This is a genomic window from Umezawaea sp., from assembly GCF_036375055.1.
Lineage (GTDB): Bacteria > Actinomycetota > Actinomycetes > Mycobacteriales > Pseudonocardiaceae > Umezawaea.
On record NZ_DASUSQ010000078.1, the window covers coordinates 50,005 to 67,532 of the forward strand.

16 protein-coding genes are annotated in these 17,528 nt (G+C 72.1%); 10 read left to right on the forward strand and 6 right to left on the reverse strand.

Annotation, left to right across the window (positions count from 1 at the left end):
* Positions 1–128 precede the first annotated feature (128 nt).
* The 4 genes from VFZ92_RS21540 to VFZ92_RS21555 all read left to right on the forward strand — a co-directional run bounded on the left by VFZ92_RS21540 (position 129) and on the right by VFZ92_RS21555 (position 3,580).
* On the forward strand, positions 129–1,058 hold the full coding sequence (locus VFZ92_RS21540) for an ACP S-malonyltransferase (RefSeq protein ID WP_330877794.1): 930 nt from the start codon (positions 129–131) through the stop codon (positions 1,056–1,058).
* Positions 1,055–2,032, forward strand: a complete 978-nt coding sequence (locus VFZ92_RS21545) for a beta-ketoacyl-ACP synthase III (protein WP_330877795.1) — start codon at positions 1,055–1,057, stop codon at positions 2,030–2,032. The genes VFZ92_RS21540 and VFZ92_RS21545 overlap by 4 nt, the downstream gene beginning before the upstream one ends.
* A gap of 76 nt (positions 2,033–2,108) precedes the next feature.
* Positions 2,109–2,348: an acyl carrier protein gene (locus tag VFZ92_RS21550; RefSeq protein ID WP_259621948.1), complete on the forward strand. Its 240-nt coding sequence runs from the start codon at positions 2,109–2,111 to the stop codon at positions 2,346–2,348.
* Positions 2,345–3,580 (forward strand): beta-ketoacyl-ACP synthase II, encoded by a 1,236-nt coding sequence (locus VFZ92_RS21555; RefSeq protein ID WP_330877796.1) that lies wholly within the window; start codon positions 2,345–2,347, stop codon positions 3,578–3,580. Before VFZ92_RS21550 ends, VFZ92_RS21555 begins: the two co-directional genes overlap by 4 nt.
* Before the next feature lie 109 nt (positions 3,581–3,689).
* Here the strand turns inward: VFZ92_RS21555 and VFZ92_RS21560 are convergent, their stop codons facing one another.
* The gene (locus tag VFZ92_RS21560; protein ID WP_330877797.1) at positions 3,690–4,298 is read right to left on the reverse strand and encodes a hypothetical protein; all 609 of its coding nucleotides are present in this window, start codon (positions 4,296–4,298) and stop codon (positions 3,690–3,692) included.
* Positions 4,299–5,027: 729 nt separating this feature from the next.
* Here VFZ92_RS21560 and lanKC point away from each other — a divergent pair.
* From lanKC to VFZ92_RS21585, 5 genes are all read left to right on the forward strand, one after another.
* Positions 5,028–7,577, forward strand: a complete 2,550-nt coding sequence (gene lanKC, locus VFZ92_RS21565; RefSeq protein ID WP_330877798.1) for a class III lanthionine synthetase LanKC — start codon at positions 5,028–5,030, stop codon at positions 7,575–7,577.
* 68 nt (positions 7,578–7,645) lie between these two features.
* Complete coding sequence (locus VFZ92_RS21570) at positions 7,646–7,807, forward strand: SapB/AmfS family lanthipeptide (protein ID WP_330877799.1); 162 nt, start codon at positions 7,646–7,648, stop codon at positions 7,805–7,807.
* A 154-nt stretch (positions 7,808–7,961) separates the two neighbouring features.
* Positions 7,962–9,587, forward strand: a complete 1,626-nt coding sequence (locus tag VFZ92_RS21575) for an ABC transporter ATP-binding protein (protein WP_330877800.1) — start codon at positions 7,962–7,964, stop codon at positions 9,585–9,587.
* On the forward strand, positions 9,587–9,736 hold the full coding sequence (locus tag VFZ92_RS21580) for a hypothetical protein (RefSeq protein WP_330877801.1): 150 nt from the start codon (positions 9,587–9,589) through the stop codon (positions 9,734–9,736). The genes VFZ92_RS21575 and VFZ92_RS21580 overlap by 1 nt, the downstream gene beginning before the upstream one ends.
* A 49-nt stretch (positions 9,737–9,785) precedes the next feature.
* Positions 9,786–11,507: an ATP-binding cassette domain-containing protein gene (locus tag VFZ92_RS21585; protein WP_414719969.1), complete on the forward strand. Its 1,722-nt coding sequence runs from the start codon at positions 9,786–9,788 to the stop codon at positions 11,505–11,507.
* Positions 11,508–11,600: 93 nt separating this feature from the next.
* Here VFZ92_RS21585 and VFZ92_RS21590 read toward each other — a convergent pair whose 3' ends face one another.
* Positions 11,601–12,104: a DUF3145 domain-containing protein gene (locus tag VFZ92_RS21590; RefSeq protein WP_330877802.1), complete on the reverse strand. Its 504-nt coding sequence runs from the start codon at positions 12,102–12,104 to the stop codon at positions 11,601–11,603.
* Positions 12,105–12,532: 428 nt separating this feature from the next.
* Between VFZ92_RS21590 and VFZ92_RS21595 the strand changes: the two genes are divergently transcribed.
* A complete protein-coding gene (locus VFZ92_RS21595) occupies positions 12,533–13,819 on the forward strand; it encodes a hypothetical protein (RefSeq protein ID WP_330877803.1) in 1,287 nt (428 codons plus the stop codon).
* 4 nt (positions 13,820–13,823) lie between these two features.
* On the opposite strand, the gene VFZ92_RS21600 is transcribed toward VFZ92_RS21595, so the two are convergent.
* The 4 genes from VFZ92_RS21600 to VFZ92_RS21615 all read right to left on the reverse strand — a co-directional run bounded on the left by VFZ92_RS21600 (position 13,824) and on the right by VFZ92_RS21615 (position 17,389).
* On the reverse strand, positions 13,824–14,153 hold the full coding sequence (locus tag VFZ92_RS21600) for a hypothetical protein (RefSeq protein ID WP_330877804.1): 330 nt from the start codon (positions 14,151–14,153) through the stop codon (positions 13,824–13,826).
* Between the two features lie 105 nt (positions 14,154–14,258).
* A complete protein-coding gene (locus VFZ92_RS21605) occupies positions 14,259–15,641 on the reverse strand; it encodes an NAD(P)/FAD-dependent oxidoreductase (protein ID WP_330877805.1) in 1,383 nt (460 codons plus the stop codon).
* 36 nt (positions 15,642–15,677) lie between these two features.
* Positions 15,678–16,283 carry a TetR/AcrR family transcriptional regulator gene (locus VFZ92_RS21610; protein WP_330877806.1) on the reverse strand — a complete coding sequence of 202 codons (606 nt, stop codon included), beginning with the start codon at positions 16,281–16,283 and terminating at the stop codon, positions 15,678–15,680.
* A 437-nt stretch (positions 16,284–16,720) separates the two neighbouring features.
* Positions 16,721–17,389 (reverse strand): hypothetical protein, encoded by a 669-nt coding sequence (locus tag VFZ92_RS21615; protein ID WP_330877807.1) that lies wholly within the window; start codon positions 17,387–17,389, stop codon positions 16,721–16,723.
* Between the last annotated feature and the right edge of the window lie 139 nt (positions 17,390–17,528).

Genomic DNA, 17,528 nt, shown 5'->3' on the forward strand with positions numbered 1-17,528 from the left:
TGCACAACACGCCACGACGTTCTCCGGACACTTCGCGGCAACCTTTGTAGGAACCCTACAAATCCGACCCGTGTACTTCGTGTACGACGGCATGAGTGGGAACGGCTCCGACCGTGTTCAGTTGCACTGTGATCGCACTCCTCGCACCCGGACAGGGCTCGCAGACCCCCGGCATGTTCGGCCCCTGGCTCGAACTCGACGGCGCAGAGCAGCGGGTCGCGTCCTGGTCCAAGGCCACCGGCCTGGACCTGGTCCGCCTCGGCACCACCGCGGAGGCCGAGGAGATCAAGGACACCTCGATCACCCAGCCGCTCGTCGTGGCGCTGGCGCTGCTCGCGTTCGAGGAGCTGCGCAAGCGCGTCGAACTGCCGGCCGACACGATCATCGCGGGCCACTCCGTCGGCGAGCTGGCCGCCGCCGCGATGGCAGGCGTGCTCAGCCCCGACGACGCCGTGGCGCTGGCCGCGGTGCGCGGGTCGGAGATGGCCGCCGCGTGCGCGCTGCACCCGACCGGGATGGCCGCCGTCCTCGGCGGCGACGAGGCCGAGGTGCTGGCGAGGCTGGCCGAGCTGGGCCTCACGCCCGCCAACCGCAACGGCGCGGGCCAGATCGTCGCCGCGGGCCCGCTGGAGGCCCTCGACCAGCTGGTCGGGTCGCCCCCCGGCACCGCGAAGATCCGCAAGCTCCAGGTCGCGGGCGCGTTCCACACCTCGTTCATGGCCACGGCCGAGGACGCGCTGCGGACCCGCGCCGCGGGCACCACCGCGCACGACCCGGTCCTGCCCCTGCTGTCCAACGCCGACGGTGCCCTCGTCACCGACGGCGCGGACGTGCTGCACCGGCTGATCGCCCAGGTGACCCGCCCCGTGCGGTGGGACACCTGCCAGGCCACCCTGGCCGAGCACGCCGTGCACGCGGTCGTCGAGCTGCCGCCCGCGGGCGCGCTGACGGGCTTGGCCAAGCGCGAGTTGAAGGGCACCCCCACCTTGGCGTTGAAGACTCCGGAGCACCTCGACAAGGTCGCCGAGCTCCTGGCCACCGCGGAGGCGTCCCGATGACCGCCTTCACCCTGCCCGCGGCCCTGACGGGCACGCGCATCCTCGGGATGGGCAGCTACCAGCCCGAGACGATCGTGAGCAACCACGACCTCGCGAAGGTCATGGACACCAACGACGAGTGGGTGCGCGAGCGGGTCGGCATCGTCAACCGGCGCTTCGCGGGCAAGGACGAGCTGCTCGTCGACATGGCCGTGGAGGCGGGCGCGAAGGCCATCGCCGACTCCGGCCTCCAGCCCGCCGACGTCGGCGCGGTCATCGTCGCGACCTGCACCATGCCGTCGCCGATACCGAACGCGGCGGCCCAGGTCGCCGAGCGCCTCGGCGCGAAGGCCGTCGGCGCGTTCGACGTGAACGCCGCGTGCGCCGGGTTCTGCTACGCCCTGGCCACCGCCTCCGACATGGTCCGATCGGGCAGCGCGAAGAACGTGCTGGTCATCGGGGCCGAGAAGCTCACCGACTGGGTGGACCCGACCGACCGGTCCACCGCGATCATCTTCGCCGACGCGGCGGGCGCCGTCGTCGTCGGCGCGGGCGACGAACCGGCCATCGGGCCGGTCGTGTGGGGGAGCGCGGGCGACATGGCGGACGCCATCGCCATCGCCGACCGCAACTCCTCGATCCACCAGGAGGGCCAGGCGGTCTTCCGCTGGGCGACCACCCAGATCGCCCCCGTGGCGATCCGCGCGGTCGAGCTGGCGGGCCTGGAGCTGTCCGACGTGGACGTGTTCGTGCCGCACCAGGCCAACCTCCGGATCATCGAGCTGATCGCGAAGCGCCTGCGCGCCAAGGGTGCGCGTGAGGACATGGTCGTCGCACGTGACATCGTGGAGTCGGGCAACACCTCGTCGGCCTCGGTGCCGATGGCGCTCGACCACCTGCGGGCGGCGGGCGAGATCTCCAGCGGTGACGTGGTGCTGCTCGTGGGCTTCGGTGCGGGCCTGTCCTACGCGGGGCAGGTCGTCCGGTGCCCGTGATGTCGGGCCCCAACAGTGTTCCGGCGGGACGGGACAGCCGTTCCAGCCGTCCGATGCACGAAGGAAGGGATTTTCAGTGAGCAACGAGGACATCCAGAAGGGGCTTGCCGAGATCGTCGAAGAGGTCGCCGGTGTGGCCGCGGACGACGTGACGGCCGAGAAGTCCTTTGTGGACGACCTGGACATCGACTCGCTGTCCATGGTGGAGATCGCCGTGCAGGCCGAGGACAAGTTCGGCGTGAAGATCCCGGACGACGAGCTGGCCAACCTCAAGACCGTGGGCGATGCGGTGTCCTACATCGCCGGCAAGGCATGACCACTAACCACGACGTCGTCGTCACCGGGCTGGGTGCCACCACCCCGCTCGGTGGCGATGTCGCCTCCACGTGGGACGCGCTGCTCGCCGGTCGCAGCGGCGTGTCCACGATCGACATGGACTGGGTCGAGCGCTTCGACCTGCCGGTGAGGATCGCCGCGAAGCTCGCGGTCGAACCGACCGAGGTGCTCCCCAGGGTCGAAGCCCGACGGCTCGACCGCAGCGAGCAGGTGGCCATGATCGCCGCTCGCCAGGCGTGGGCGGACGCCGGGCACGGCGACGGCACCGTGGACCGGGAACGGCTGGCGGTGATCGTCGGCACCGGCATCGGTGGCGCGATGACCCTGCTGAACCAGGACGACCTGCTGGAGGAGCACGGCCTGCGCAAGGTCTCGCCCCTCACCATCCCGATGCTGATGCCGAACGGCCCGGCCGCGCACGTGGGCCTGGAGTTCAAGGCGCAGGCCGGGGTGCACGCGCCGGTCTCGGCCTGCGCGTCGGGCGCCGAGGCGCTCGCGTGGGCGTGGCGGATGATCCGCAGCGGCGAAGCCGACGTCGTGGTGGCCGGAGGCGCGGAAGCGTGCATCTGCGCCATCCCGGTGGCCGGGTTCTCGCAGGCCCGCACCATGAGCACCCGCAACGACGACCCGGCGGGGGCCTCCCGGCCGTTCGACACGGGCCGCGACGGCTTCGTGCTCGGCGAGGGTTCCGGGATCATGGTGCTGGAGCGCGCGGACTTCGCGGCCGCTCGCGGCGCCAAGGTCTACGGCCGTCTCGCGGGCATCGGCACCAGCTCCGACGGCTACCACATCACCGCTCCGGACCCCGAGGGCGTCGGCCAGTCCCGGGCCATGGCGGCAGCCATGCGCACCGCCGGGCTGACCGGCGGCGACATCGGCCACGTGAACTGCCACGCGACGTCCACCCCGGTGGGCGACGTGGCGGAGACCGTCGCCGTGCGCAAGGCGATCGGCGACCACCCGGTGCTGACCGCGCCGAAGGGCGCGCTCGGCCACATGCTGGGTGCGGCGGGCGCGGTGGAGGCCATCATCACGGTGCTGTCGCTGCGGGACGGGATCGTGCCGCAGACGCTCAACCTGGACAACCTCGACCCGGCCGTCGAACTCGACGTCGTCGCGGGCGAGCCCCGCAAGATCAAGCTGGACGCGGCGATCAACGACTCGTTCGGCTTCGGCGGGCACAACGTGGCGCTCGCGTTCACGACCGCCTAGCGACCCCGCCGGTCCACCGCGGGCTCGCGGTGGACCGGCGGGCGCGGTGCTCCCGCTCGACCGGCGTGGCCCGTCTCCCCCGTGGAGGCGGGCCACGCCTGCGTTCGGGTCAGCAGGCCTCGAACTGCGGGGTGTGGCTCTCGGGGCCCATGTCGACGCGGAGGGTGCCGTCCTCCTCGCGCAGCGGGTAGACGACGCGCCAGCGGATGCAGTCGACCGGCAGCTCGGCGGGTGCCCTGGTGACGTCCTGGACGCTGACGAAGCTGGCCAGCACGCGGAGCCGTTCGCCGGAGGAGGCGTCGATCCGCTGGACCAGGACGGTGCCGTCGGACGTCGTCTCGTAGTTGGCCCGCCACTGCGGTGCGCGCAGCCTGCGGGAGAACTCCGCGGTGACCGCCCCGCTCCACGACTGGTAGTCGCGGGCGTTGATGGCGTCGAAGTACCGCTGGAACAGTGCCCGGACGCGCTCGCCGTCCGGGTGCAGCTCGGCGTCGACGCTGAGCCGCACGGTGCGGTCCCCCGGCTGGGCCGAGCGCGGCACGGAGGTGGACGGCGGGGAGCCGTCGGACGCGGTGGCGGAACCGGCGCTCGTGGTGGTGGCGGGCCGGGTGTAGAGGTCGCGCACCAGGAGGCCGCCCGCGACGGACCCCGCGGCCACCACGAGGGCCGTCGGGAGGACCCAGAGGGCGCGAGGACGCCTCGGTTCTTCGGTCGTCACCGTTCGAGCGTGCCACAGCGGTCGGGCCCGATCCGAGCCGGCCGACCGTCAGCGGTATCCCACCGGTGAAGCCTTTAAACCACCCATACGGGTGACGAAAGGGCCCCGATGTCACTGAATAATGCATGAGGATTACTCATAAATCCCAATCGTGTGACAGAAACAATCCTATGGATACCATTGAATTACCCAATAACACAGCAAGTGCGTACCGCTGCGAGTTGCGCACCACGGCGACACCCGTTCGAAACGAGCCTGCTGACGCAACCACCTGCACAAAGACGAAGGCGTACCGCCGAACGGACACCGGGGACGCGACGAAAGGCTCCGTCCTCCCGACGTGCCCGACAGGCTCGACGGCGACTCTGGGTAGCACCCAGCCACCTCCGGCCGATTTTCTGGGGCACGGGGAAGAAACCGCAGGTAGGACGAGGTGACCGTTGCTGAACTAGAGAGTTTCGTTTAGTTGCGCCACCCTCCGCGTGGTCAGCGTTACACCCGAACAAACGTCGCGATCGAGTGAATCTAGGCAAAGATCGTTGCACTCCGTCGTAAATCCGAGGGTAATTCACCATTTTTTGACCCACTAACGGGCCAACCTGCATCGCCCGTGTGGCGGCTTGGAAACTCTCCGCAAACTGTGCGGAAATATGGCCGTCGCATTGACGACAAGCACATCGCCCACCAGTTCGGGGCGCGCCGCTCAACACGCCAGGGGAGGTAATTCCAGTGGATCTCCGCTATGAGGCTTACTGCTTCGCGGATCGTCACTTCTACGACGTGCAAAGCCACGCGGAAACCTCCGCCGACGATTTCTCCCGCGAGCTCCCCGAGCTGCCGGAGGGCTGGTCGCAGGGCGAGAAGAACATCTGGCGGCACCTGCACCCCAAGGGCGCGGTGCTGGCCAAGCAGGGCTGGAAGATCCACGTGTCGGCCACCGTGGCCAACGCGGGCCGCGTCCTGAAGACCACCTACGACTACTGCGTCGAGCACCGGATCTCGTTCAAGTACCTGCGGACCCAGTCGATCGTGCTGGCGCGCAACTCCAAGTACGCCCCCCGCGAGGCCAGCGGCAAGCTGATCGCGATCTACCCGGCCGACGAGGTCGAGCTGGAGCGCGTCCTGGTGGAGCTGTCCGCGCTGCTGGACGGGGAGCAGGGCGCCTACATCCTCAGCGACCTCCGCTACGGCGCGGGCCCGCTCTACGTCCGCTACGGCGGGTTCGTCGAGCAGTGGCTGGAGAAGGACGGCAAGCAGGTCCTCGCGATCGAGGGCCCGGACGGCGAGCTGGTCCCCGACCAGCGCAAGCCGAACTTCTGGGTGCCCGAGTGGGTCGAGCTGCCGCCGTTCCTGGTGCCGCACCTCGCCGCCCGCAACGGCGGCGACCCGGACGAGTTCCCCTACGACGTGGTGCGCTCGCTGCACTTCTCCAACGGCGGCGGCGTCTACCTCGCGACCCGCAGGTCCGACGGCGCCGAGGTCGTGCTGAAGGAGGCGAGACCCCACGCCGGCCTCGACCGCGACAACGTCGACGCGGTCGCCAGGCTGGACCGCGAGTTCGCGATCCTGTCCAGGCTGGACGGGATCGCGGGCGTTCCCAGGGTGTACGACCGGTTCACCGTGTGGGAGCACCACTTCCTGGCGATGGAGTACATGCCGGGCAGATCGCTCGGGCAGTGGCTCGGCATGCACTACCCGTTGACGCACAACGAGATCAGCGACGAGCGGATCGCCGAGTACCGGACGAGGGCGCTCGCCGTGCTCGACAAGGTCGAGCGGACCGTCCACGCGCTGCACGAGCGCGGGGTGGTGTTCTCCGACCTGCACTCGCTCAACGTCCTGCTCGACGAGGACGACCGGATGTCGCTGATCGACTTCGAGCTGTCGTTCCACGTGGACGAGCCCCGCAGGCCCACGCTCGGCGCGCCCGGCTTCCAGGCCCCGCCGGACCGCGAGGGCGTCGAGATCGACGAGTACCCGCTCGCCGCGCTGCGGCTGTGGCTGTTCCTGCCGCTCAACGAGGTGCTGGAGCTGGCACCCTCGCGGCTGAGGTCCCACCTCGACTTCATCCAGCGCCGGTTCGGGCTGTCCGACGAGTACTGCGAGCGGATCGCGGCGGTGCTCACCCCCCGCGTCGAGGTCCCGCCCGCGCCGGAGCGGACGACGCTCGACGAGCCGGAGCCGGACTGGCGCGCGGTGCGCAAGGACATCGCGACCGCCATCCTGGCCAGCGCCACACCCGACCGCACCGACCGGTTGTTCCCCGGCGACATCGAGCAGTTCGAGGTCGGCGGCGCGTGCTTCGCCTACGGCGCGGCCGGTGTGCTGCACGCGCTGCACGTCAGCGGGCAGGGCCGCTTCCCCGAGTACGAGCAGTGGCTCCAGGACTCCGTGCGGCGCGATCCGCCGAAGCAGCCCGGTTTCTTCACCGGCGCGCACGGCATCGCCCACGTGCTGGAGAACTTCGGCCACCACGACCTGGCGACCGACCTGGTCACCGAGTACGCGAAGACGCTGCCGGGCACGGTGGACCACGGACTCGGCAGCGGCCTGTCCGGTGTCGCGCTGAACCTGCTGCACTTCGCGAACGTCCGCCACGACGACGACTTCCTCACCCAGGCGGTCGACATCGCCGACCGCCTCGGCCACGAGCTCCAGTTCGCGGAACCCCCCGGTCCCAAGGCGAAGGCCGGTCTGCTGCACGGCTGGTCCGGGCCCGCACTGCTGTTCCTGCGGCTGTTCGAGCACAGCGGCGACCGCTCCTGGCTCGACCTGGCCGGGCAGGCGCTGGACCGCGACCTGGCGGAGTGCATGGTCGCGCTCGACGGTTCGACGCAGGTGCGCGACGGCGGCTACCGCACGCTCCCCTACGTCGAGGTCGGCGGCGCGGGCATCGCGATGGTGCTCAACGAGTACGCCCGGCACGCACCCGACGCGGAGAGCGTCACCCGACTCCCCGACCTGCTGCGCGGCGCCGCGGGCGAGTTCGTGATCCACCCCGGCCTGGTCCTCGGCCGGATGGGTCTGCTCGCGACGCTCGCCCAGGCCGTGCGGCGGCAGCCCGACCCGGTGTTCGAGCAGGCGATGCGACGACACCTGGCCGCGCTCGCGTGGCACGCCGTGCCCTACCGGGACGGTCTGGCGTTCCCTGGGATGCAGCTGCGCAGGCTGTCGATGGACCTCAACACCGGCGGCGCCGGAATCCTGTTGGCGCTGGCGTCCGTGGTGGACGGAGACGGATCGGTCCTCCCGTTCCTCGGAGCCGCGTCCACCCCCTAGAACCCCCGGCCCCGAGTGGCTGGTGGAGCAGTAAACCCCGAGTAGTTCGCTGACTGAGGAGTAAGACAATGGGATTCATCCTCGACATGCAGGAGCTCGAGACCCCCGAGACGACGTCCAACGCGATGGCGACCGGCGGCGGTGGCGGTGGCGGCGGCAGCACGACGGCCTCGAGCGCCAGCCTGCTGCTCCCCTGCAGCCACTCCTCCGCGAGCCTGATCCTCTGCTAGGTCTCGCCCGAGAGGTTGGGTGAGCGGCACAAGCGAAGTGTGCCGCTCACCCGGTGACACAAGGGTCCGATGGCAGCGACCGACCACGAATCGGTCCGTCTGCCGTCGGGCCCTTTCCCCATGATGCGCCCACCCGTCTCCGGAGGGAACAGCCATGGCCCAACCGGGCGACGCGCTTCTGGTCGAAGCCGCGAACCACGACCGCCGCTGGTTGCTGCTGGTGCTGAACGCCGCTCTGGCCACCACCGCGAGCCTGCTGCTGCCCGCCGCGCTGGCGAGCACCGTGGACATGGCTCTGGCGGGGCGGCTCGACTCCTCCACCGTGCTGTGGCTGGTCTCGATGGTGTCGATCGAGGTCGTCGGCGACGCGATCGGCGTCGTGCTGGCCGCGGCGATCACCGCGAGGGCCACCGCCCGGTTGCGCCACCGCGTCGCCGCCCACCTGCTCGGGCTCGGCCACCCGTCACCGTTCGCCGCGGGTGACGCGGTCAGCCGCGTCACCGGGGACTCCGCCATCGCGGGCGGCATCTCGGTGATCGTGATCTCCCTGACCGTGACCGCGCTCAGCTCCGTCGGCGCCGTCGTCGCACTGGCCCTGATGGACTGGCGGCTCGCCGCGGTGTTCCTGCTCAGCGTTCCGCTGGCGATGCTCCTGGTGCGCACGCACATGCGGCTGACGGCCGACGACGTCGCCACCTACCAGACCGTGTCGGGTGACCTGTCCGCCCGGCTGCTCGACGCCGTCTCCGGCCTGCGCACGATCGCCGCCTCCGGCACCGCCGAGCAGGAGTCGGAGCGGGTGCTGCGTCCACTCCCGACGCTCGCCGCCGCCGGGATCGGCATGTGGCGCACCCAGGCGAAGATGATCTGGCGGGCCGGGCTGCTGCTGCCGGCCGTGGAGCTGGCCGTGCTGACCGCAGCGGGTTTCGGCGTGGTCGCGGGCAGGCTGACCGTCGGCGACCTGCTCGCGACGCTGGGGTACGTGGCCCTGGGCATGGGGATCGTGGGCCAGCTGCCGATGCTGACGACCCTGGCCCGCACCCGTGCCAGCGCGACCAGGCTGGTGGAGGTCCTCGACACGCCGCTGCCGAGCCGCGGCGCCACGAACCCGCCCGCGCGCCCCGGAGACCTCGAACTGCACGACGTGTCGCTCGACGGCGCGCTGCACGGCGTGCACCTGCGGATCCCCGCGGGCACGTTCACCGCCGTCGTCGGCCGGTCCGGCGCGGGGAAGTCCGCGCTGGCGTCCGTCATCGGCGGACTGTCCACACCGGACTCGGGTGAGGTGCGCCGCGACGGGACGGTCGGGTACGCGTTCGAGCGGCCCGCGCTGCTGGGCGCCACGGTCGGCGAGGCCGTCCGCTACGGCGCCGACGCGGGCAGGCGCCGGGTGCGCGCGGCCTGCGTCGCCGCGCAGGTGCACGACGTGGTCGTGCGGCTGCCCGACGGCTACGACACCCCCGTGTCCGACACGCCGCTGTCCGGCGGCGAGGCCCAGCGCCTCGGCCTGGCGCGGGCCCTCATCCGCGACCCGGACGTGCTGGTGCTCGACGACGCGACGGCCAGCCTGGACATGGTCACCGAGGCGACCGTCGACCGGGCGATCGAGGCCGCGCTGCCGGGTCGCACGAAGGTCGTCGTCACCCACCGCGCCGCCACCGCCCGCCGCGCCGACCTCGTGGTGTGGCTGGTGGACGGCCGGGTGCACGCGACCGGTTCGCACGAGGCGCTGTGGCTGGATCCGGGTTACCGGGCCGTGTTCACCGGAGGAGACGCTTGATGGACGCGCTCGAACCACCCCCCGTCGACGCCCGCCCCGCCCACTGGCCGGACGCCCGGTTGCTGCTCCAGGGCCTGCGCGCCCGCGCGGGGACGCCGCGCCCGGTCCGCGACCGGCGCGCCGTCCGCCCCCGAGGCGGTGCCCGGTGACCCCGCCGGTTCCGGTGCGGTTCGTCCCCCCGCGCGGAGGTGACGTCCGGTGGACGTGATGCGGCTGTACCTCGGGGCGCTGGCGGGTCAGCGGAGGGGCGTGCTGGTCCTGCTCGGCTGGTCGGTGCTGGAGGGCGTGCCCGCGTTCCTGTCGGGACGGCTGGTGGCGCTCGCGGTGGACCGCGGCTTCGCGGCGGGCCGACCGCTGGTCGGCGTGGGCTGGCTGCTGGTGTTCGCGGCGGTGGCGGTGCTCGGCGGGTTCGGCCTGCGGCAGGTGTTCCGGCACCTCGGCTCGGTGATCGAGCCGATGCGGGACGCGCTGGTCCGGGTCGTGGTGCGCGGCGTGCTGCACGGCGGCGCGTCGCACCGGCGGCAGCCGGACGCGAGCGCGGTCGCGCGGATCACCCGGCACGTCGAGGTGGTGCGGGACGCGACGGCGGGCGTGCTGGTGCAGGCCCGCGCGCTGCTGGTCACGACGACGGCGGCGCTGGTCGGCCTGGTGACCGCGGTGGCGGACCTCGCGTGGCTGGTGGTGTCGCCGGTCGTCATCGCGCTGGCGCTGTTCGCGCTGCTGCTGCCGTCGCTCGCGCGCAGGCAGCGGGACCAGGTGATGGCTGACGAGAACAGCGCGGAGGCGGCGGGCGCGGTGCTCGTCGGCATCCGCGACGTCGTCGCCTGCGACGCCACCGCGGACGCGGGCGCCGAGGTCGGCGCGAAGATCGACCGGCAGGCCGAGGTGGCCGTGCGGGTGGCGTGGGCGAACGCGCTGCGCGGGCTGGTGATCGCGGTCGGCGGGTTCGCGCCGCTGGCCCTGCTCGTGCTGGCGGCGCCCGCCAAGGTGGCGTCCGGGCAGCTCACGGCGGGCGCGGTGCTCGGCGCCGTGGTCTACCTGAGCACCAGCGTGCAGCCCGCGCTGCGCAGGCTGGCGGACACGACCAGCACCGTGGTGCTGCGGCTGCTGGTCGCGCTGCGCAGGCTGTCCGAGGCCGCGCCGCCGCCCGCGCCCCCCGCGGGTGACGAGGTGCCCGCCGGGCACGCCGTGGCGATGCGCGGGCTGACGTTCGGCTGGGGCGAGCACGCCGAACCGGTCGTGCGGGACCTGGACCTCGACCTGGTGCCCGGCGACCACCTGGCCGTGGTGGGGCCCAGCGGGATCGGCAAGTCGACCGTGGCGGGCCTGCTGACCGGGCTGATGCCGCCGCGGTCGGGCTCCGTGACGCTCGGTGGCGTGCCGGTGCACCTGGTGCGGCCCGCGGAGCGGCACCGGCGCATCGCGCTGATCCCGCAGGAGACCTACCTGTTCACCGGGACGCTGCGGGAGAACCTGGCGCTGTTCACGCCGGACGCGTCGGACGCGGAGCTGCTGGCGGCCGTCGCCGCCGTGGGCGCGTCCGAGCTGGTGGAGCGGATCGGCGGGCTGGACGCGGGCCTCGGGCACGCGGGTGCGGGGCTGTCGGCGGGCGAGGCGCAGCTGCTCGCCGTGGCCAGGGTCTACGCGTGCCCGGCGACGCTGGTGATCCTGGACGAGGCCACCTCGCACCTGGACCCGGCCGCCGAGGCGACGGTGGAGCGGGCGTTCGCGGAGCGCGGGGGGATCCTCGTGGTGATCGCGCACCGGCTCTCGTCGGCGTTGCGCGCCAAGCGGGTCCTGGTGATGGACGGCGGCCCGCCGCTGCTCGGCGACCACGACGACCTGGTGCGCTCCTCGCCCGCGTACGCCGAGCTCATGCAGGCGTGGCTACCGGCCGAAAGCGTCCGGCCTTCGCGCTAGCGGCTGGTTCCGAGTCGTGCTCGACAATTCCTCACGACGTCGAACGACGGGAACCCCCGCGTCACCACGGGGGTTCCCGTTCGCCGACGATGATCAGCCAACGCGGTGCAGCCAGGTGACCGGCGCGCCGTCCCCGGCGCGGCGGAAGGGCTCCAGCGCGTCGTCCCACGCGGCGCCGAGCAGTTCGTCGACGCCGTGCGCGAAGGACTCGCCGCCGCGGCTGCGCAGGGCGAGCGCGCGGAGTTGGTCCTCGGACACCACGATGTCGCCGTTGGCACTGGTTCGCGCGTGCCACAGGCCCAGCACGGGGGCGAAGCAAAAACGCTCGCCGTCCACGCCGTCGCTCGGGTCCTCCGTCACCTCGAATCGGAGCATCGGCCACGCCCGCAACGCGGACACGAGTCTTCCGCCCGTCCCGGCGTCGCCGGTCCAAGCGCATTCGGCGCGCAACTGACCTGGCGCCGCGGGCTGCGCCGCCCACCTGAGGTCCACTCGCTCACCGAGGGTGCCCGAGATAGCCCACTCGACGTGCGGACAGACCGCAGACGGCGACGAGTGGACGTAGACCACGCCACTGGTGCTGCCACGGGTGCTCACAGCTGACCTCCGCTACTCGACGAGGGACGTCTTCCCCTACGACCTGTCGGAACGGACGATCAAGTGAATTCCCGCTGGCGCCATTCTGCCTGCTGCCGGTGCTGTCCGCCAGAAGAACCAGCGCGAACACCACCCGGCCGGGGTGGATACAGGACTTTCGGCCCTAAAGTGCGTGCAGACGGCCCAAATAATGAACCGTTGGGACAAAACCCGAGATCAACGCGTGATCTTCACGTGATCATCCGATGATCGACGGGCCGCGAAGCGGACGAACGCGCGTGACGGTCGCTACACACCGCGGCGGCCGTCACTCGACGGATATCAGCTCGGCGATCAGTCGAGTGGAATCCGTGATGACCATCACTGAACGTGACAGCCGTGAGCCTGCCTGCCCACCGCCCCCTCCCGGGGCTACCGTGTCCGACCGTGTGGAACTGGGTGATCTCGTGCGGCTGATCAGGCTTGGGAGCGTTCCGACGGAGGTCGGCGCGGACGTGCGCGCGGCCCTGAGCACGTGGGGTGCCGGGGACGCCGTGCTGGGTGGTGTGGCGCTGCTGGGGGTGCAGCCCCCCGGCAGTCCCAAGGCGGTGGACGCGGTCGTCGTCCTGCCGCGCGGCGTCGTCGTGGTCGTCGGCGTGGACCTCCCGGACCCGGCCGTGCGCCTGGAGGCCCCGCTCTCGGGCCAGTGGAGGATCGACGGCTGGCCCCTGGTCCGCCAGGACGGCGCGGTGAGCCCCGCCGCGGAGGCGCTGGAGGCCGCGCTGGCCGTGGGCAGGCGGATCCAGGAGATGCGCGCCGAACCGCTGCCCGTCACCACGGTCGTCGCCGTCGGCCCGTACGTCGACCACGTCACGCAGCCGACCGTCGACCTGAACCGCGGCGTGCGCGTCCTGCACCCCAAGCCCACCTCGCTGCTGGCGGCGGTGCGCGAGCTGGCGACCAGCGACCGGCCCTGCTCGGTCGACCACGCGGCGAAGCTGCTGGCCGTCCTGTCCCCCACCGGCAACCCGCCCACCACCCGCGAACTGCTGGCGGAGGGCTTCGCCGACGCGGTGACGAGCGACCTGGCCTCGGCCAGCACCATGCTGCTGCCGAAGCTCCCGACGCGGGGCACGCCGGAGCGGGCGGCGGCGAAGGCACCGAAGCTGCTGCCCTACGCGGCGGCCGGGCTGGTGGTGCTGCTCGCCGTGGTCGGCATCGTCGTGGCGACGACGTCGGGGAGCACCCCCGAGTCCGCGCCGCCGCCCACCTCGGAACCGCTGCCGACGACGGTCGTGGTGGACGGCGAGAACTTCACGCCGCGCGGCACGGGCCGGGACGCCGACTGCGCGGCCCACTCCTTCGGCGACGTCAGCGCCTGGCTGTCGAAGCACAGCTGCACCGCCCTGCACCGCGCCCAGTACGAGACGAAGGTCGGTGACCGCCGCGTGGGGGTGGCGCTGGCCGAGGTGGCCCTGCCGGACGCGCTCAGCGCGCAGGAGCTGCACGGTGTCGTGGCCACGGCGGGCTCGGGCGGCATCACCACCCTCCTCAAGGAGGGCAGGGCGTGGCCGAACGGCCCGAGGTCCTTCGACCGCTCGGCCTTCGCCAGCACGGTCAAGAACACGCGGGTCCTGCTGGCCCAGGCCGTGTGGGCGGAGGGCGACTCGACCGCGACCGACCCGGAGCTGGTGAAGGCGGCGGAACGCGCGCTCCGCCTGCCCGCGGGCCAGTAGGCGCTCACCGCAGGTGCGGGTTCTCGTCCACCTTCACCAGTCCGGCGGCGATCAACCCGAACACCGCGTGCAGCACCAGGACCACGCCCGCGACGGCCCCCAGCCGCTCCGTTCCCGGCACCCCGTGCACCGCGCCACTGGCGAACAACCACCCCGCCACGGCCGCGACGGCCCCGCCCACGACCCAGGGCCGCGGCACCAGCGCCACGGCCAGCAGGGCGTCCTTGCTGGCCCGCCACAGCGTGTGCAGCACGACGGGCAGCACCAGGACGGCGGGGACGTACACGGCGACGGCGGGCAGCGGCGGCGCGTGCCGGAACGTCGTCGCGATCACGAAGGCGCACCAGAGGACAGCCGCACCCGCAGTGATCACCACGCCCCTGGTCACTGCTCCAGCTTAGATAACCGCCTCGAACGGCCTAGCGCGCGCACCGTTCCGTTACAGGCCGTAGGCCTCCAGCAGTCGCAGCCAGACCTCGCTGATCGTCGGGTACGACGGAACCGCGTGCCAGAGCCGGTCCACGGTCACCTCGCCCACGATCGCCACGGTCGCGGCGTGCACCATCTCGGCCACGTCCGGCCCGACGAACGTGACGCCGACGAGGGTCCGCGTGCCCTCGTCCACGACCATGCGCGCCTTGCCCCGGTACCCGTCCGCGTGCAGCGACGACCCGGCGACGGCGATGTCCACGTCGACGACCCGCACGTCGAGCCCGGCGGCGCGGGCCTGCTCCGCCGTGCGGCCGACGAACCCGACCTCGGGGTCGGTGAACACGACCTGCGGGACGGCGGTGTGGTCGGCGGTGGCGGCGGAGGCCGACCACAGCTCGGGGTCGCGGGCGTCGGCCAGGATCGCCGTGCCGACCGCGCGGGCGGCGTACTTGCCCTGGTGCGTCAGCAGAGCCCGGCCGGTCACGTCGCCGCAGCCGTACAGCCAGTCCACCCCGGACACCCGGCCGGTGTCGTCGACGGGCAGCGCCCTGCCCGCCTCCAGGCCGAAGGCCTCCAGCCCGAGGTCGCGGGTGGCGGGCTCGCGGCCGGTGGCGACCAGCAGGTGCTCGCCCACGATCGAGGTGCCGTCGGCCAGCACCAGCTCGACCCCGCCCTCCACCGCGGACACCGAGGCGGTCTTCGCGCTCGCGCGGATCGTCACGCCGTCCTCGCGCAGCCCGTCGGCGACGTACTCGCCGACGAAGTCCTCGAACTTGGGCAGCGGCCGGTCCTGCGAGATCACCAGCGTGACCCGCGACCCGAGCCTGGCCCACGCCTGCGCCATCTCGACGCCGACCACGCCGCCGCCGAGCACGACCAGCGACTCGGGCACCTCGTGCGCGGACGTCGCCTCGCGCGATCCCCAGTGCGGCACCTCGGACAGGCCGCTCAACGACGGCACGCGCGGCACGCTGCCGGTCGCGAGCACCACGGCGCGGCGAGCGGTCAGCACGCGGCCGTCGACGGTGACCTCGCGCTCACCGGTCACGACACCCCGGCCGCGGATCGGCACGATCCCCGCGCCCTCGGCCCACTGGACCTGGCCCGCGTCGTCCCAGTGCGAGGTGAACCCGTCGCGGCGGGCCAGCACGGCCGCGGCGTCCAGCCGGTCGCCGACCGGCACCCCCGGCAGGCGCTTGGCCGCCGCGAGGGCGTGGCCGGGGCGCAGCAGCGCCTTGCTCGGCATGCACGCCCAGTAGGAGCACTCACCGCCGAAGCGCTCCGCTTCCACCAGCGCGGTCCGCAGGCCTCCGGCAGCGGTCCGCCCCGCGGCGTTCTCGCCCACCGGGCCGCCGCCGATCACGATCACGTCGAACTCGTCGCTCGTCACCGGACAAGCCCACACCACCCCGTCCGCCGGGGCAAGTCAGCTCGGGTCGAGGACCTCGGCGAGCATCGTGGAGATCACCTGGTCGGCCTTGCGGAGCACGTGGAACCGGTCGTCGCCGGAGAGCTGGGAGGCCAGGGTGAACAGGCTGTCCGCGGTCTGGGCGGCCATCCGGAACGTCAGCCGCACCGGCCCGTCGCCGGGCGCGCCGAACCTCTCCACGAACAGCTCGGCCAGCCGTTCGGCCATCAGCTCGTACTGGTCGACGCTGGAGTCGAGCCGGTGCCCGTCGAGCAGGTCGCTGAACCGGATCCGCCCGAAGCCGGGCACGTCGACCAGCATCCGCATGTAGACGCCGACGACCTGGCCCATGGCCTTGCGCCAGTCCTCCGACAGCGTGCCGTCCTCGAACAGCACGTCGACCTCGGCCAGGTACTGCTCCATGCCGCGCAGGGCGAGCGCGTGCACGACGGACCTCTTGTCCGGGAAGTACTGGTAGAAGGAGCCGATCGGAACGCCTGCCATCTCGACGATCCGGGCGGTGGTGATGTCGTCGTAGTCCTGCTCGTTGAGCAGCGTCGAGCAGGCGTCCAGTATCGCGGTGACGGTGGCCGCGCCCCGCTGCTGGACCGGCTGCCGACGCATGACTCTGGCGAGTCGTCCTCTGGAGGGATTGTCAGGCACGTGTGCATCCTTAAGTGTTACGGACCAGTGTGACTGGCACGAGTAACGTCGAACTCAGCTCGGGTTGCCGCATTTCCACCTGGCCGACTGGCGATTAACTCGCGCGAGGTCAACCATGAGCCATTATCGCATTACTCGGGAGGTCCGCACCCGTCGCCACCTGCACATGCGCGTTCCAAATCGATAGAAATCAACCCGTATCCTCATCGGACATCGCTCGTTTGGGGCGTCTTTAGTGGGGGTGAACAAGAATGATCCGTTCACTCAATCGGCTCCTTTCGGAGGCACGAGCGAAAGCGGATGGCGATGACCTACGTATTACGAAACGTCACCGTCTCGCTCGAACGGGTGAGCGTGGCGTCCTGAGAGGCCCCGGACATCCGTCTGAGTAGGTGTCGTCAGGCGGTGGAACCGGCCTCCGCACGCCTCTCGCCGCCGCTGTCGACCCGCTGCCGCGGGATCCGCGCGCCGGTCGGGTCCGGGCGTGGCGGGCGCGTCACGTACGGCCGCACCAGACCCGCGACGAGCAGGCCGGGGGCCAGCAGCGGCAGCACCGCCGACAGCGTCACCGCCGTCGCGCTCGCGTGCAGCACCCCGCGCGGCAGCAGCGCGATCCGGTCGACCACGAACGTCCGCCGCCCCAGCAGCGACAGCAGCGCGAACACCGCGATCACCACGGCCAGCGTCAGGAGCGCCCGGTGCACCGCGGCCGCGTACCCGATCGCCTCGGCCGCCACCAGCACCGCGAGCCACCCGCCGGGCGCCGCCAACCGCCCGCGCTCGGTGGTCACCGCCCACAGCAGCCCGGCCACGACCGCCAGCCCGGCCAGCACACCACGCCGGGCCCGCACCCACCCACCGACGGCGTCCACCCACCCACTCGGAATCCCGGCCCAGTCGACCGGTGCCCGCAGCACGGCCAGCGGCGAGACGGGCGAACTCCCGACCTGCCCCACGATCCAGGTGAAGGTCCACGCGGACACCACGACGGCGACCACCACCTGCCACCGCGGTCCGGACACCACGCAGCGGCACAGGCGCACGAACTCCCGACGCTGATCCCTCACCGATCCCAGAGTGCCGCGAACCCGTGGCCCGCAATACCCATTCACCCCGCTGCTCAGGCGGTACCGCTCGTCAGGGGGAGTCCGGTCACGCGCCGTGCCGTGGGGAGGCGCGTGCCGGGTCAGGCGAACGGTCCGACCA

Excerpts from the sequence above, each read along its gene's own strand:
- VFZ92_RS21580 (WP_330877801.1), top strand. The coding sequence starts at position 9,587 with ATGGACGCGCTCGAACCACCCCCCGTCGACGCCCGCCCCGCCCACTGG.
- VFZ92_RS21610 (WP_330877806.1), bottom strand. The coding sequence starts at position 16,283 with ATGCGTCGGCAGCCGGTCCAGCAGCGGGGCGCGGCCACCGTCACCGCG.
- VFZ92_RS21545 (WP_330877795.1), top strand. The coding sequence starts at position 1,055 with ATGACCGCCTTCACCCTGCCCGCGGCCCTGACGGGCACGCGCATCCTC.
- VFZ92_RS21575 (WP_330877800.1), top strand. The coding sequence starts at position 7,962 with ATGGCCCAACCGGGCGACGCGCTTCTGGTCGAAGCCGCGAACCACGAC.
- VFZ92_RS21555 (WP_330877796.1), top strand. The coding sequence starts at position 2,345 with ATGACCACTAACCACGACGTCGTCGTCACCGGGCTGGGTGCCACCACC.
- VFZ92_RS21570 (WP_330877799.1), top strand. The coding sequence starts at position 7,646 with ATGGGATTCATCCTCGACATGCAGGAGCTCGAGACCCCCGAGACGACG.